Annotated in this window: 18 protein-coding genes and 2 pseudogenes; 7 read left to right on the top strand and 13 right to left on the bottom strand. The window is 62.0% G+C overall.

Annotation, left to right across the window (positions count from 1 at the left end; all coding sequences use genetic code 11):
* The first annotated feature begins 280 nt into the window (after positions 1-280).
* A complete protein-coding gene (locus EI171_RS01050; RefSeq protein ID WP_223154120.1) occupies positions 281-484 on the top strand; it encodes a polysaccharide deacetylase family protein in 204 nt (67 codons plus the stop codon).
* 179 nt (positions 485-663) lie between these two features.
* Here EI171_RS01050 and EI171_RS46595 read toward each other — a convergent pair.
* A pseudogene (locus EI171_RS46595) lies at positions 664-818 on the bottom strand (TrbI/VirB10 family protein); the annotation flags it as partial.
* A gap of 78 nt (positions 819-896) precedes the next feature.
* Here EI171_RS46595 and EI171_RS01060 point away from each other — a divergent pair.
* The 6 genes from EI171_RS01060 to EI171_RS45345 all read left to right on the top strand — a co-directional run bounded on the left by EI171_RS01060 (position 897) and on the right by EI171_RS45345 (position 3,815).
* Positions 897-1,322, top strand: a complete 426-nt coding sequence (locus tag EI171_RS01060) for a transposase (protein WP_246740420.1) — start codon at positions 897-899, stop codon at positions 1,320-1,322.
* Entirely contained in the window at positions 1,319-1,675 is a 357-nt protein-coding gene (gene tnpB, locus EI171_RS01065) for an IS66 family insertion sequence element accessory protein TnpB (protein ID WP_161532344.1), read from the top strand. Before EI171_RS01060 ends, tnpB begins: the two co-directional genes overlap by 4 nt.
* Positions 1,662-1,967 (top strand): transporter substrate-binding domain-containing protein, encoded by a 306-nt coding sequence (locus EI171_RS01070; protein WP_246740421.1) that lies wholly within the window; start codon positions 1,662-1,664, stop codon positions 1,965-1,967. The genes tnpB and EI171_RS01070 overlap by 14 nt, the downstream gene beginning before the upstream one ends.
* A 12-nt stretch (positions 1,968-1,979) precedes the next feature.
* A complete protein-coding gene (locus EI171_RS01075) occupies positions 1,980-2,336 on the top strand; it encodes an ABC transporter permease subunit (protein ID WP_011082869.1) in 357 nt (118 codons plus the stop codon).
* Positions 2,337-2,593: 257 nt separating this feature from the next.
* Positions 2,594-2,875, top strand: coding sequence for a helix-turn-helix domain-containing protein (locus EI171_RS01080; protein WP_011082870.1), 282 nt, complete (start codon positions 2,594-2,596; stop codon positions 2,873-2,875).
* Positions 2,876-3,575: 700 nt separating this feature from the next.
* Positions 3,576-3,815: an AAA family ATPase gene (locus EI171_RS45345; RefSeq protein ID WP_011082871.1), complete on the top strand. Its 240-nt coding sequence runs from the start codon at positions 3,576-3,578 to the stop codon at positions 3,813-3,815.
* Positions 3,816-4,143: 328 nt separating this feature from the next.
* On the opposite strand, the gene EI171_RS01090 is transcribed toward EI171_RS45345, so the two are convergent.
* The 12 genes and pseudogenes from EI171_RS01090 to EI171_RS01145 form a co-directional block, all read right to left on the bottom strand.
* Complete coding sequence (locus EI171_RS01090) at positions 4,144-4,539, bottom strand: GFA family protein (protein ID WP_014490264.1); 396 nt, start codon at positions 4,537-4,539, stop codon at positions 4,144-4,146.
* Positions 4,540-5,074: 535 nt separating this feature from the next.
* Positions 5,075-5,176, bottom strand: a pseudogene (locus tag EI171_RS45350) (P-type conjugative transfer ATPase TrbB); the annotation flags it as partial.
* A complete protein-coding gene (locus EI171_RS01100; RefSeq protein WP_011082874.1) occupies positions 5,173-5,613 on the bottom strand; it encodes a ribbon-helix-helix protein, CopG family in 441 nt (146 codons plus the stop codon). The pseudogene EI171_RS45350 and the gene EI171_RS01100, both read right to left, overlap by 4 nt.
* A 7-nt stretch (positions 5,614-5,620) precedes the next feature.
* Entirely contained in the window at positions 5,621-7,603 is a 1,983-nt protein-coding gene (locus EI171_RS01105) for a conjugal transfer protein TraG (RefSeq protein WP_161532345.1), read from the bottom strand.
* A gap of 41 nt (positions 7,604-7,644) precedes the next feature.
* Positions 7,645-9,384 (bottom strand): VirD2 family relaxase/mobilization nuclease, encoded by a 1,740-nt coding sequence (locus tag EI171_RS01110; protein WP_161532346.1) that lies wholly within the window; start codon positions 9,382-9,384, stop codon positions 7,645-7,647.
* Positions 9,385-9,738: 354 nt separating this feature from the next.
* Positions 9,739-10,659, bottom strand: a complete 921-nt coding sequence (locus EI171_RS01115; RefSeq protein WP_202633086.1) for a lytic transglycosylase domain-containing protein — start codon at positions 10,657-10,659, stop codon at positions 9,739-9,741.
* Between the two features lie 4 nt (positions 10,660-10,663).
* Positions 10,664-10,999: a DUF736 domain-containing protein gene (locus EI171_RS01120; RefSeq protein WP_161532347.1), complete on the bottom strand. Its 336-nt coding sequence runs from the start codon at positions 10,997-10,999 to the stop codon at positions 10,664-10,666.
* A gap of 35 nt (positions 11,000-11,034) precedes the next feature.
* Complete coding sequence (locus EI171_RS01125) at positions 11,035-11,580, bottom strand: S26 family signal peptidase (protein ID WP_161532348.1); 546 nt, start codon at positions 11,578-11,580, stop codon at positions 11,035-11,037.
* A complete protein-coding gene (locus EI171_RS01130; RefSeq protein ID WP_161532349.1) occupies positions 11,577-12,095 on the bottom strand; it encodes a DUF2840 domain-containing protein in 519 nt (172 codons plus the stop codon). The genes EI171_RS01125 and EI171_RS01130 overlap by 4 nt, the downstream gene beginning before the upstream one ends.
* Positions 12,092-12,346, bottom strand: coding sequence for a hypothetical protein (locus EI171_RS01135; protein WP_161532350.1), 255 nt, complete (start codon positions 12,344-12,346; stop codon positions 12,092-12,094). The genes EI171_RS01130 and EI171_RS01135 overlap by 4 nt, the downstream gene beginning before the upstream one ends.
* The gene (parA, locus tag EI171_RS01140; protein ID WP_161532351.1) at positions 12,343-12,981 is read right to left on the bottom strand and encodes a ParA family partition ATPase; all 639 of its coding nucleotides are present in this window, start codon (positions 12,979-12,981) and stop codon (positions 12,343-12,345) included. Before parA ends, EI171_RS01135 begins: the two co-directional genes overlap by 4 nt.
* Positions 12,978-14,075 carry a replication initiator protein A gene (locus EI171_RS01145; protein WP_161532352.1) on the bottom strand — a complete coding sequence of 366 codons (1,098 nt, stop codon included), beginning with the start codon at positions 14,073-14,075 and terminating at the stop codon, positions 12,978-12,980. The genes parA and EI171_RS01145 overlap by 4 nt, the downstream gene beginning before the upstream one ends.
* Between the last annotated feature and the right edge of the window lie 13 nt (positions 14,076-14,088).

Below are 14,088 nucleotides of genomic sequence, written 5' to 3' on the forward strand. Positions count from 1 at the left end.
CGGCTTTTGCCGGCCGCGTTGCTCAAATACGTAGAGCGCTCCCTACGGAGCGCTCTACGATCGTCAGTTACGCCTTCGGCAAACTGCCGGCGCGCAAGATGGCTTACGCCTGCCGTACGAGGTTTTCTGGATGCGACGATAGGAAATACCATTCGGCCATGTCAACGTTTAAGTTGTATTCTTTTGTATAACACGTATTGAGTCATTAATTATATCGACACACAAAGGTGCACCGTGTTTGAATCGCGCGATGAAGCGTAGAATCAAACCGAACTCGCAGATGGCGGACTATGAAGTCGTCCTCACCTTCGATGACGGACCGCGGCCGCCGAACACGGATAAGGTGTTGGCTGCGCTCGCACAGGAATGCGCGCGAGCCACGTTCTTTCTGGTGGGCCGATCCTCGGCGGAATTTCCCGAGCTCGTGCGGCGTATGGCCGCCCAGGGCCACACCGTAGCGCACCACAGCTGCCGATCGACGTGATAAACAGATTGCCCATCCCGGGCCACGAAAACACCGTCTCAACAAGGATTGAGCCCGTGACCACTCCCCCAACAAGCAACCCGAGCACCGTCAATATGGCACGGCCGCGTTCGGCAACGCATGATGGATCAAGATACGCCAGACCGGGATGTCGCGTAGCGGACCGAGTTTGAGCTTCGTCATGGCGTTCCTCCCTTGCCGTAGGGTGCCAATACCAAATCGCGGGTAACGATGACCCGCACGGGGAAACCTGGCCGGATGGTCAGCGTCGGCTGGATGTTGAGCTGGCGCTGCAGATCTGCTGGCCAGTCTGGCTGATGCTGCTAGGTCGTCCAGCGACTCGGCATAGACGACGTATCGCTCCGGGGAGGACCGCCTTGTGCGGTTTGATGGAGGATGAAGACATAGGCGTATGACTGACCATATGCCTATGCCGAAGGTTTCCCGACTTGAAGTCGTCTCGACAGGCGCTCGACGTCGTTGGACATTGGAAGAAAAGCAGCGAATCGTCACCGAGAGCTATGGCGGGCCACGTCTGGTGTCGGTCACGGCACGACGTAACGGGCTGTCGACAAGCCAATTGTTCCCGTGGCGCCGGTTGGCGCGGGAAGGCAAGTTGAGCGGGGATGCCGCGCCGGTGCTTGTTCCGGTTGAGATGACGCCTGCGGCGGCTCCGATCTCGAGTGGCGCGCCACAACCGGTGTCTTCACCGCCTGCGCAACGTGCACGGGCCGGCATTATCGAGATCGAGCTTGGGGGCGGCTGTCGCGTGCGCGTTGACCGGGACGTGGACGCGGAGGCGCTGCAGCGGGTTCTTGAGCTTCTGAGACGGCGATGATCCCGATCCCGAGCGGCGTCAGGGTCTGGATCGCCACCGGCCACACCGACATGCGCCGCGGGATGCAAAGCCTGGCGCTTGCGGTCCAGGAGAGCCTGAAGCGCGATCCTCATGCTGGCGATCTCTACATCTTCCGGGGTCGCCGCGGCGATCTGGTCAAGATCCTCTGGCATGACGGGCTGGGCATGTCGCTCTACGCCAAGCGCCTGGATCGCGGCAAGTTCATATGGCCTTCGGCGTCGGACGGCGCAGTATCGATCTCGGCGGCGCAGATGGGTCCAGAAACTAAAGGTCCCAAACGTGTAAATCCTAAACATCTCGAATTTTTCAGAAAGACTCTTGGCTGTCGATAGCGATCGCGCCGACGCGTTTTGTTCGGACGACGCGATCCTCTACACTTTGCGACAAAAGTCGCCGGCTCGCGACCGTCTGGAGGTCGTCGGCCGCCCGCTCTCCTTCGAGCCGTACGGGTTAATGATGCGCCGTGACGACTCTGCGTTTCGCTTGGCTGTCAACAAGACGCTGGCCGAGCTCTTTCGCTCGGGAGAGATAACATCTCTCTACCACAAGTGGTTTGACCAATTTGGAATTCCACTGAGCGAGAAGCTCGAGACCGTTTTGCAAGCGCAAGCAGTCCCTCAATAGCGGCTGGGTCGAATGCTCTCCTACAATTGGAACTGGAGTATTCTCTTCCAGCAGCCGCAGCTTGGATGGCTGCTGGAAGGTCTGCGTCTCACAATAGTCATGGCGGTGGTGAGCTTCCTCCTAGCGCTTGCGATCGGAACCTTAGTCGGTACAGCCCGCACTGCTCGATCGAGAGCGGTGCGTGGAATAGGCTTCGTCTACACAGCTCTCTTTCGGAACGTGCCATTGCTGATCCAGATGTTCCTGTGGTTCTACGTCTTTCCGGAGCTCCTGCCCTCAAATCTTGGACGCTGGGTGAAGCGGGATTGGGCGTGCTTGTCGTCCCTTATGGCGATCGATACGTACGGTTGGTCATCTACGCTGGAATAGGACGGGATCAGATCGATGCGGTCTTGAGCGCTTTTTCGGAGATAGGCCAAAGCTTAGAGGCGAAATACCCCGATACACTGTCGACATCCTAAGCCGCGGGCATCGTGCGAAGCGCGTGGGACGCCGACTGCCCACGTGCATCGATCACGGTCCCGGCCGCGTTTGAGGCTAGATCACGTCGAGGAACACCGACCAAGAAATAATAGCGGGATTATAGCCAGTGTTTTGAGGCCTAGCACCATGGCATGAGTTGACGTATGAAAACTCGTGCGATTGTAGCCTGGAATGTGCGTCGGATTCGCGTGAATCGGGGTATCTCGCAGGAGCAATTGGCTTGGAAGGCCGGGATCGACCGCTCCTACATGAGTAGTCTTGAGCGGCAATCGAAGAACCCGACGATTGATCTTCTCGACCGCATCGCCGAAACGCTGGACGTGCAGTTGTCCGAGTTCTTTGTTCTGCCGCCCAAAGGTGCTAGGTCTCCGAAGACCTTGCCTAAAAGCCGCAAGCCAGCGGGTCCACGTCGCAAGAAAAAATAGCGAATTTCAACGGCTTCTACGTAGCCAATTGAGGGACTTAGAACACCAATTTCGCCCGACAAGCCTTCTTTGCCGGCCGAACAGGGCTGTGATTAAATTGGAGTGCGTTTCACAGCACGGGAGTGAGTGACGACTGGTTGCCGGATGCAGGTTCGCGAAATGCATTGGCTGTCATTCGGCCTGCAATATTGACCCCCTAAGCCGGGGGATCGGCGTCCAAAATTGGCTCTTACGCACTTTTGGTGATGCTCCATCGCTTCACAAACGCATTCAATGAGTCCGATCAACAAGTTAGGTTGCCGCCACGATTGAATAGCGATGACTCTACCGATCGGACTCCAATTTGGCCGGGGGCCCGTCGAAATCGGGAGTCTTTTCAGCACGATCGACCGCTACGTTTATCGACGAGATTGAACGTTCATCATCAAAATTGAGTCAGAGCCAAATTTACAGGCCGATTGACACATTGGCGGGCGCGGTCGCATCGGAAGAGGAGACTTCGATAATCGCAATTGCCTCGACTTTTTCAACCATTTGTACGCAGCCGATTGACCACGGCAACCGGGTTCATCCCCACTGGGGCGATCTTTCGTAGTCCACGTGTGATGTGTCCGGAGGCGCAAAGGCGCGGAGATTACGCCTCATCAGGCAAGTCTATTGGAGCGCCAATTGAGCTTGAAGAATATCTGATCGATTCGCCGTGATCTCGGGATGCCCCGGCTGTGGGAAGTCCACGCTGCTGACCGAACTCGGCCGACGCGGCTACGCGACGATAGATGAGCCTGGACGCCCGGTCGTAAGGAAGGAATTGGAGTCGGGCGTTCCCGCGTTGCCCGGGACAGGTATTGAAGCGCGCCTGCACAGTGCGTTTGATCTTTCCCTTGAAAACCTGACGCGAGCGAGTGCGTTCGACGGCTGGGTTTATTCGATCGCGGCCTGATCGACGCCGCAGCGGGTCTCGAACGCGTGACAGGCGAGCCGGCGACAAGGAACTCGGACAGGCACGCCACTATCATCGACGCGTGTTCATCGCTTCCGCCTTGGCCGGCCATCCACGCGACCGATCAAGAGACGCGTCATGATTTCGAGGATGCCTGTCGAAAACGAGCATCTTCTGAAGGTTTTCCCGATGCTCGGCTATGAAGTGGCACTACTCCCAAACTCAGCGTGGTGGAAAGGGCCGATTTCGTTCTTTGAGTGCCGACGTCCAACGAACATCACCAATTATAAACACGTGCAGTCGAACGGAAAGTCCATGGCAAGGGCCGCTATGGCGAATCAATTGTCAGCCTGCTGCCGTGAATCTGCCGAACGGGCACTGAAAACGGATCGAAGTCCTTCAGGCAACGCACGTTCACTGCCCATCCGTCGAACGGCCGAATGCCGGCTTCGCGTTCTGCTGCGGTGGGCTGGCTTGGTTTGCGGAACGGCAAAATACCGCAAACCGGGCAAAAATAGTCAGCCGCAGTGAATAAACCCCAGCGATAGACCGACAACTCCTGGAGGGGCGTCAGGAGCCGGAAGTCGCCCTCGGCGACGCGATAAATCAGCGCGCCACGCTTCGAGCAGATAGAGCAGTCGCAAACCCGCACATGGTCGATATCGGCGTCGATCTCGAAACGGACGGTGCCGCAGTGACACGAGCCGGTGTACGTCTTCATCATCGGCGGTTTGTCTCTAGAAGCCCGACCGAAGATAGATCAACGGATGGGGCCTGACAAAATCTCGTTGATCCTGTTCGCAAACACATAATAGCCGCAACTCCGCCAGCAAGTCACGGGCGCGGCGCGCTGATTGGCTCCTGGCTTACTCGCTCGATTGGAGTCGAGAAGAACTCGGGTGGAAGAAATGCCAGTCGTCGCCTTGAGACACACACCGTCTAAAGATACGCCCGCTTCAATGGCGAGGTCATTGGTTAACCAGTCTGGGAAATCGAGCGTGAATGTGCGAACACTATCCGTGTCTTCGACTGAGGCAATCTTGGCAACGCTTGTACAATTGTCGCAAACACAGGATCCCCCCTCATCCCGTTGACATCACTCGCTAGGTCGCAGTCGATCCTGGCAGGCCGTCGAGGGATATAGCTCGCATCAGACGGTCGCATACGGGGCCAGGGGTCGCCTCTGATCGAGTTGATCCAGGGGAGGGCATGCATTTCGCAGTTGAGCACGCGGGTCGCCTAACACTTTTTGGATGGTCCACGATCCGCTCGCCGTCGGCGGCGGACATCGTTCGTCCGCTATCCTCCAACCCGCCAGACAGCCAATCGATCCAGAGCCGACCGTCGGGGTTGAGCATCACTCGCCTGGGGACGAGTCAGTCTGCTGGGCATCCTCCGGGATTTCTTGCCGCAGTTTCGGCCCTTGATTGAGCCGGCGGCCCAATGCGGCAAGGAAATTATCATAACGCGCTCCGGCCTGTGCTCTCGCGGCCTTGGCGGCGGGTTCGGGGAGTGATGGTGTTGTCGTGAGCCAGAAGCGGATGAAGAGAGCGATAGTCTCGACCGAAATCCCGACATCCCGCTCAAGGCGCGCGATCCGGCGGTCGATCTGGTCAAGACGCTTGGCAGTAGCAGCCTCTCGCCGTTCATCGGCGTCCGGCGACAGAAAGGAAGCGATCGCGGCTTCCGCGATAAGCGACAGCGACTGCTCGCGCCGGGCGGCGTAGGCCGATAGCGCCTTCATGACATCAGGATCGAGATAGACCGACAGCTGAGCCTTCTTTTTTGTCCCGATCATGGCTACCTCACAATCCGAGATCGTCGCCGGGATCGAGGGAGGCTTGGCGCGCCACGCCCTGCATCATGTCGTTCATGCGCCTGATCCGCGGGACATCTTCATCGAGCTCATCCACGAGGTCCGAAGCGAACTCGTTCTCGAGTGGTTCCTTATTCTCCACCGTGTCTCGATCGAGTTCCGGCTGCTGCCTGCGGTCGGCGGCCTTTGGATCTTCGTCATCCGTCTGGTCGTCGTTCAACGTCTCCAATGCCCTTGGGCGCGGCGGCAATGGCCTTGAGCTCCAATCGTCCAACCGACCGCCATTGGATTTCGTCAGCATCGGCGGCGCCATGATGCGCTCCTGGAAACGTCTATCTTCGTAATAGCGCGCCTTCTTCGCCCGAATCGGATGGAGGCCCGACATCATGACGATCTCGTCGGAGGGCGGGAGCTGCATCATCTCGCCGGGCGTGAGCAGCGGGCGGGCGGTCTCGGACCGCGACACCATGAGGTGGCCCAGCCAAGGCGCCAGCCGGCTGCCGGCATAGTTCTTCATCGCCTTCATCTCGGTCGCCGTGCCGAGCGCGTCGCTCACGCGCTTTGCGGTGCGCTCGTCGTTGGTCGCAAAGCTGACCCGGACGTGGCAGTTGTCAAGGATCGAGTTGTTGGGCCCGTAGGCCTTCTCGATCTGGTTCAGCGACTGAGCAATCAGGAAACTCTTGATGCCGTATCCGGCCATGAAGGCCAGCGCAGACTCGAAGAAGTCGAGCCGGCCGAGCGCCGGGAATTCGTCGAGCATCAGGAGGAGCCGGCGCCGGCCGGCCTTGGCTTGCAGATCCTCGGTCAAGCGGCGGCCTATCTGGTTGAGGATCAGACGGATCAGCGGCTTGGTGCGATTGATGTCGGAGGGCGGCACGACAAGGTACAGCGTGGTCGCTCGCTCTCCGCCAACGATATCGGTAATCCGCCAGTCGCAGCACCGCGTCACCTCCGCCACCACGGGATCTCGGTAAAGGCCCAGGAACGACATGGCGGTGCTCAAGACACCGGAGCGTTCGTTGCCGGACTTGTTCAGCAACTCGCGGGCAGCGGACGCGACGACGGGATGAACACCGGCCTCGCCGAGATGCGCGGTTCGCATCATTGCGGCAAGCGTCGTCTCAATGGGCCGCTTGGGATCGGACAAGAAGGCTGCGACACCGGCGAGCGTCTTGTCTTCCTCGGCATAGAGGACGTGGAGGATCGCGCCGACCAGCAGGGCGTGACTGGTTTTCTCCCAATGGTTCCGCTTCTCGAGGCTGCCCTCCGGGTCGACCAGAATGTCGGCAATGTTCTGGACGTCGCGCACCTCCCACTCGCCGCGGCGCACCTCGAGCAACGGGTTATAGGCCGACGACTTCGCGTTGGTCGGATCGAACAGAAGGACACGGCCGTGTCGGGCGCGAAAGCCGGCAGTGAGCTGCCAGTTCTCCCCCTTGAGGTCGTGGACGATAGCCGAGCCCGGCCACGTCAAGAGCGAAGGGATGACGAGGCCGACGCCCTTGCCCGATCGCGTGGGTGCGAAGCACAGGACATGCTCCGGTCCATCATGGCGAAGATAGGTGCGCTCGGACCGGCCGAGCACCACGCCGTCGGGTCCAAGCAATCCAGCCTGCTCGATCTCCTTTGCCTTCGCCCACCGCGCGGACCCATAAGTCTCGGCATTCTTCGCTTCGCGGGCGCGCCAGACCGACATACCGATCGCGACCGCCGCAGCGATGATGCCGCCGGATGCCGCGATGAAGGCGCCCTCGGTGAAGATTGAGGGCGCGTAAGCATCGTAGGCATACCACCACCAGAAGAAGGCAGGCGGAAGGTAGAACGGAAAATGGAGCAGCTCGAACCAGGGCTGCCCGAGCTGCGGCTGAAAGCCGAGGCGCCAAGCCGTCCATTCCGTCGCGGCCCAGATCGTGAGCAGGACGATGCCGAAGACCATGATGACCTGCCCCCAAAGAATCTTGGTCGCCGACATGGCGGCCGCCCTCTCCTGACGTCGGTGATTGGAAGGATCACTCACAAGCCGAGCCCCCGGTTGCGCCCAAAACCCCAATCGATGCCGCCATCCGCGCGCGCGACGCCAGAGACATGCCGGCCGAGCTGTTTATCGAGTGAGGGCGTCCAAGGCACGAGCTGGAAGCCGAGACCGTCGTCGATCATGGCGAAGCGGCCGGAGGCGAGCGCGAAGCGCTGCCGATAGGTGCCTGCCACATACTCGCCGCTAGCCGACGGGTTGAACGGCTGACCGGTCTCGGCGGCGAGCTGCTTGCCGAGATCCTCTAACTCCCGACGGCGCAGCGTGCCGATAAGGTTTTTCGCGAACACCAGTCCACGCGCCTGGCGTTCGGCGAGCCCCTGCCCGATGAGCTGCTCGGCCCGCCGTTCCATAGCGTCGCGGACCTCGGCGCCGAAGCCGCCCTGGCCAAGCGCCACAGGGTCGCGCGCGACGGCCTGCCGATCGAGCCATGTCGCGCCGCTCGCGGTCACCTGCGCTTCGATCGAGAGATCGGAGCGGACGGCAAGCGCCACGCGACGCTGCCCTCTTGCGTCATCGAATTTGCGAAGCTCGACGATTGAGCCTGGCGCGCTGTCGCCGGCAGCGTCGAGGTCGGGCAGCCGGATGTGGTGGGTGCGGCCGTCGACCCCGTCGACCACGGCATAGGCGGTCGCCTTGAGCTCGTCGTCGAGACCGCGATCAACGAGACGCCCGATGACGGGGACGTCAAGATTTTCGCCTGATAACACGTAACTCGCGCTCCCGCGCTCGATGCCGCGTTCGGTCAAGCTGCGGTGGATACGCTTGATGATGTCGCCGCGTTCGCCGAGCTCGCGCAAGGTCGTTTCGGCGGCCTCGTCCATGGACCATTGGCCGGGCCCGAGTTGATGAGCGAGGCCAAGACTTTCCAAGTGTCGCAGCCGGCCAACCTTCAACGCATGGAATTGATCGGGCTGCTGCTCGGGACGCGGCGCAAGGTCGATAACACCGTGCTGGTTTGCATCGCGAACAAGCTGGCGATCGAGCTGCGTCCAGCGCTCGGCTCCGATCTGGCTCTCGAGCGAGCGACGAATGTCGAGATCGGAGCGCAGTCCAAGTTCCTGGGTGACCAGGTCCTGGGCGCGGGCGCGCATCCCTTCCTTGATGTAGTCGCGGGAGATGACGAGGTCTTGGCCGTCCTCTGCGACGCCGCGCACGATGATGTGGACGTGGGGGTGCTGGGTGTTCCAGTGATCGACCCCCACCCAGTCGAGCTTGGTACCCAGATCCACTTCCATCTGGCCGACCAATTCGCGGGCGAAACCCTTGAGGTCGGCCATGTCAGGCGCGTCCTCGGGGGAGACGATGAAGCGGAAATGGTGGCGGTCATTCTGACAGCGCTCGGCGAAGGCCTTGGGATCGGCATCCTCGGTGCCCGGGCCGAACAGGTGGGCCTTCTCCCCGTCCCGGGTCACGCCTTCGCGCCGGAGATAGCCGAGATGCGTCGCGAGCGGCGCCGACCTCGCCCTGTGCCGGACGACCCGGGTCTTGATGGTCACCAGACGCGAGCGGCCGGTGAGCAGACGGTTTGCCCGCACGCTGGCGGCTCGGCCGCGGCCGAAGCGCGAATGACGGTGGCTGACGAGCTGGCCGGCTCGCGAAATGCCGCCGCCAGCGCGTTGAGCGGCGGCAAGCGCCTGGGCGATGAAGGGCTTGGCCCGCTGGCTCCTCGAGGAGCGGATGCGGCCGGGCCGTGGTTGAAAATCGCTGTCTTCAGCCATGGCCAGCCTCGACAATGTGCGGAATGCAGAATCCCTGCAACGGGTTGATAGTCGAGCGCACATTGCGTGCCGAAGCCGCACATTGCGGACCCGAGGAAAAATAGCAGCACAAACAACCAACCGACCGAGCCGCACATTGCGGCCTTTTATCTCGCCCTCGTTCGGTCGTTGCCCGCTGGTCTCCCTCGCCTGCTCTTCCCTTTTCGCCGATCAGCGCTGAAGTACGCCAGGGCGCGAATTCGCATCGGATCGCGATGGCGCGCCGCCATTGCGCGACAGCAGCCGAGATTTCCGCAGCATGGGCGCGACGGGAGAGCATAGATCGGCATCCTTTTTTTTGGCGACGCCGCGCATTCATTGCGGTCGTCCCGCTGTCGAGAGCGCGACGAACAGGCCTTCTGATTGCGGAGCGATGGCCGAGAGATCGTGCACAGGAGCGACAGCCGGCTTGTCGTGCGTCGGTCGATCGAATGCAGCTGGCGCGGCGGAGGACGGCCCGTCAACGTGGCCGAAAAAGAGCGACGCCTGCGTCCAGGATGAACGAGAGGGGGCCGCGACGAGGAAAGGCCCTGGCGTCCTCTCCGCATCGACAAAAGGGACAATGGCTGCGACATAGGCTGTCGTCTCGGCGGGAAGTGGACGATGTCTATCGCGAAAATCCTCGTAGCGGCCGGGACCTGCATTGTAGGCCGCGAGGAAGCCCGGCGAGCCGTAGCGGTCGTGCAGTTCACGAAGGAAGGCGGCGCCAGCGAGAATGTTGTCATGCGGATCGAAAGGATCGCGTCCGAGACCATAGCGAGCGCGCATGTCCGCCCAGGTCTTGGGCATAAGTTGCATCAGACCGAGTGCGCCTTTAGGTGAGACGGCACGCCGATCGCCGTTGCTCTCGACGCGCATAACGGCGCGAATCCATGCAGTCGGAATGCCAAAGCGCAGCGCGGCTTCCGCCACATAAGTGACATAGCGGTCGCGCGCAGGTTGACCGCGCGCCGGCGCTCTCTCTGCGGACACTGCCGGCATCGTGCCGCCAATTGTCAGCAGAACGGTTATCAGGAGAATGGCAAGGCGCACCGCGTCTCTGCCATGACGCGAGCAACCCGTCATGCTCTCGTCCGGCAAGGGTATGCGCGGCGGGCGGCCCCGCCCTCGACCGCTGGTCTGCACGGAGGCCGACTGACGTTCGAGCGGGACGAAGGGGTGGGACGGCTTTCCTCCGAACAACGAGGTGGACCGTTGATGCGCCTCGTTGCCGGCACGCGCGACAGGATCCTGCATGCGATCAGTCCCGTTCGGCGCGCTGGGGCAGACGATTCCAGTTCAGCGTCCAGGCCGATTTGTCGTCGCCCGACTGGAAGAGATTGGCGCGGATCGGCCGCGGAAGCGTCGGGTCGTCAATGATGAGCGAAACGTAATCTCCGGCCTTTTCTCCGGTGCGCCTCCAGCCCGCGCCGATTTCCGGGCCGTCGGCATCGCCGAGACGGACGCGGTAGTCCGGCGCATTCTCGGCATCCGAGGATTCGACTGGGGTGAGGATGAGATGGCGCTCGAAGAAAAGCGTTTGAATGCGGCCGGTGAAGGTAGACTTATCGCGGGTGAACTGACCGATTTGAGCCATGGGAATCCTCCTTGGTTGCTGGGTTGGGAAGCGGGTCAATGGGTGGCGGCGCGCCAGACGAAACGGCCGTCGCCGGCCTCGTCGGTCCAAAGCGGGACCGCGCGCGCGACGATCGAAGTGACGGGGAGCGGGCCGAAATAGCGTCCGTCCAGGCTGTCCGGGACGGCCGGGTTCATGAGGAAGACCTCGCCCGGCTCTAGGGTGTGGCAACCGCTCCAGCGCGGCAGCGGACGGCCGAGATGGTCACGATCATGTGCGGCGCCGGCATCGACGTGATCGACGGTGACGGCGTCGTCGGACCGGCACACGGTCTGCCCGGGCAGCGCCATCACGTGCTTCAGCAGCGGCACACCGTTCGGAAGAAAGCCGCGATTGGCGAGGAAGCGCGCGATCGGCTCCGGCAGTCGCACCACGACCAGTTCCAGGGCGTGCAGCTCTCCAACCGGATGCAGCGCGTACAACCCTGTCGGCGTGCTCGCGGTGGCGTTCCAGATCAGCCGCGGCGCGGGATGAAAGAACGCCAGGCCGCCGGCGGCCAGCATCGCTATGTGCGTCACCATGACGTAGCCGAAGGGGGTCATGGCGTGACGCTCCGGCGCTTGAGCCAGGCCATATGATGCTCGCGCGTGTAGGCGCGCGGCTCGTGGCCGGCGGTGAGGCGGTTGTGAAGATGTCGCCAGTATTCCGGCGCGACGTCGGCCGGATCGATGTTGAGCGCCTCGACGGCGTCAACCGCCTGTAGCACACACTCGACTTTCGGCCAGCTATCGACACGCAGCAGGATCTCGCCGCCGGGCCGCACGAAGGGCAGCGTCTGATAGGGCTTGCCGACCTCCATGGCACGCACGATATCCATGCGCGAGATGACAGTGCCGTAGTCGTTCGATGCCCAGCGCACGAAGCCGAAGATGCTGCCGGGTGCAAAACTTGATATGCTGCGGCGGCGGTCGAGGATCTTCTCTTCAGTGCGCCGGCCGAAGCGCAGCCAATGCTCGATCCTCTTCTCGATCCAGGTTAGTTCGACTTGAGTGAGCGCAACGCCGCGCCGATGCGAGGGCAACACAGCACGCGGCGGCAAGGCCTCATTGTCGTTCATGACAGCTCTCCGGCATCAGTGGGGAATTCGCGCGCCAGCAATTCGCGCAGCATGTCGGCGACGGTTACGCGACGCTTGAACGCGACGATCTTGATGCGGCCGCGCAGCGTCGGCGTGACATCGATTGTCAGCCTCGCGGTGAAGGCCGCGGCATCATCCATGCGACGCGGCGGCGTATCGCTGGCCTTGATCCAGCGCTCCACATCGCCAGGTCGCGACGCAAAACCGCGCTTGGTGGAGCGCCCTCTCATGGTGCAATCCTCGCGACTTCAGCGGCGAACGTGGCGATCTCGCGGGCAGCAGCGCTCCCTTCGGCAAGCTCGAAGACGAGTCGGCCGGACTGCGCGGCATCCGCGAAGGCGACGCGTTGGCCAATGGTGCTGACGAGCACCGGCGGATCATGATCGGCAAGTGCCTCGGTTGTTTCGCGGGCAATGACCGTGCGTGCGTCGCAGCGATTGAGCACAAAGCGCGCGGCAAGCTGTGGGCGATAGATGCGGGCCTCGCGCAGCAGAGATAACATCTCCGCCGAGGCCCAGCCGTCGAGCGGCGACGGCTGCACGGGGATCACCACCAGGTCAGCCGCCAGCAGCGCCGAACGCGTCAAACCGGCAACGCGTGGCGGGCCGTCAATGACGACGTGATCGGCGGTGCGTGCGATCTCCGGCGCCTCGCGGTGGAGCGTATCGCGCGTGAGGCCAACGACGCCGAATAACCGTGCGACGCTTTCCCGCGCCCGCTGCTTCGACCAGTCCAACGCCGAGCTCTGCGGATCGGCATCGATCAGGGTCACACGCTTGCCGCGCAGCGCCCATTCACCGGCGAGGTGAAGAGCGAGCGTCGTCCTGCCGACACCGCCTTTCTGGTTGAGGAGCGCGACGATCATCTCCTGCCTCCCGCCTTGTCGTCGAGAAGGGGCAGAGATGGTTGACTTGGGAGCTCGGTCGACGGCGGGTCAGCGAACGACGACGCGTCGGCGTTATCCGCAAGACGCGCGGGCCCACTACAACAGTTAGAGTCTAAGTTAGACTCTAAGTTAGACTCTAAATAAGAGTCATGCGTGCGAAGTCCCGACAGGCCTGCGTGCGAAATACCGATACGGTTTGCGTGCGGAGTCCCGAGTGCTTCCACAGCACTGTCCACAGGGATTGTGGATAATTTTGATGGCACAATGCGGAGCAGTTCGCGGCGCGCCTCGCGTTCGATGTGCAACTGGTAGCCGGGAAGCGGCTGGCGTACCGCGATGCGCCGGATCTGCAGCGCGAAATCAGAGACACGCACCAGGCTGCCGGATTTCGCGTGAAGGTGTGCGATCTCGAAGATCCAGCCTTTCGGCTGTCGGCCGGCATGCTTGCGAGCGACGCGGTAAAGCCAACGCTCAATCCCGCCAGTCAGGCTGAAGTAAGCGGGATCGATCGTGAGAACGAGTGAGCGATCTATGACGCCGCGATAGAACCAGTCAGGAAGAACAAATTCCATCCCTTGCACGCGGCCATCGCGCCGCGCGCATTCTTCCCATTCGTTGATCCAGGAGAATTGGTGACGCCGCCAATGCTCGTCCTGCCGAATGCTGGTGCGGATAACGGTCGCCTGCAGGCGGGCCAGCGCGCCCTTCAGGAGCTTGTAGTCGCGGGCCCTGGTCTGCCGGCCTACTGCGGTCAGAAGCTGGTAGGGCGTGAAGCGCAGGAAGCGCGAGGTCTTCAGACCAAGGTTCTCGGCCTCGACAATCTGGCTTGCCGCCCAAATCAGGACGTCGGCATCCCAAATTGTCGCCATACCGTGCTCTGGGACTGCATAGACCTCGACGCGCACGTCGCCGGCCTGGTAGACGATCGGCGCCGTCCGCTTGGCCTTGGCAAGCGAGAAGAATGGCCGCTCCATCAGGTCGCGCTGATCGCGCGGGCTGGCGTCGCCGGTGGCGACAACGAACGGGTCGAGCTTGCTTCGTTCGCTGGGAGTGATGAGGCGACGCGACGACATGGCGAGCCCTGCC

The organism is Bradyrhizobium sp. LCT2 (assembly GCF_009931255.1).
Taxonomy (GTDB): Bacteria; Pseudomonadota; Alphaproteobacteria; order Rhizobiales; family Xanthobacteraceae; genus Bradyrhizobium; species Bradyrhizobium diazoefficiens.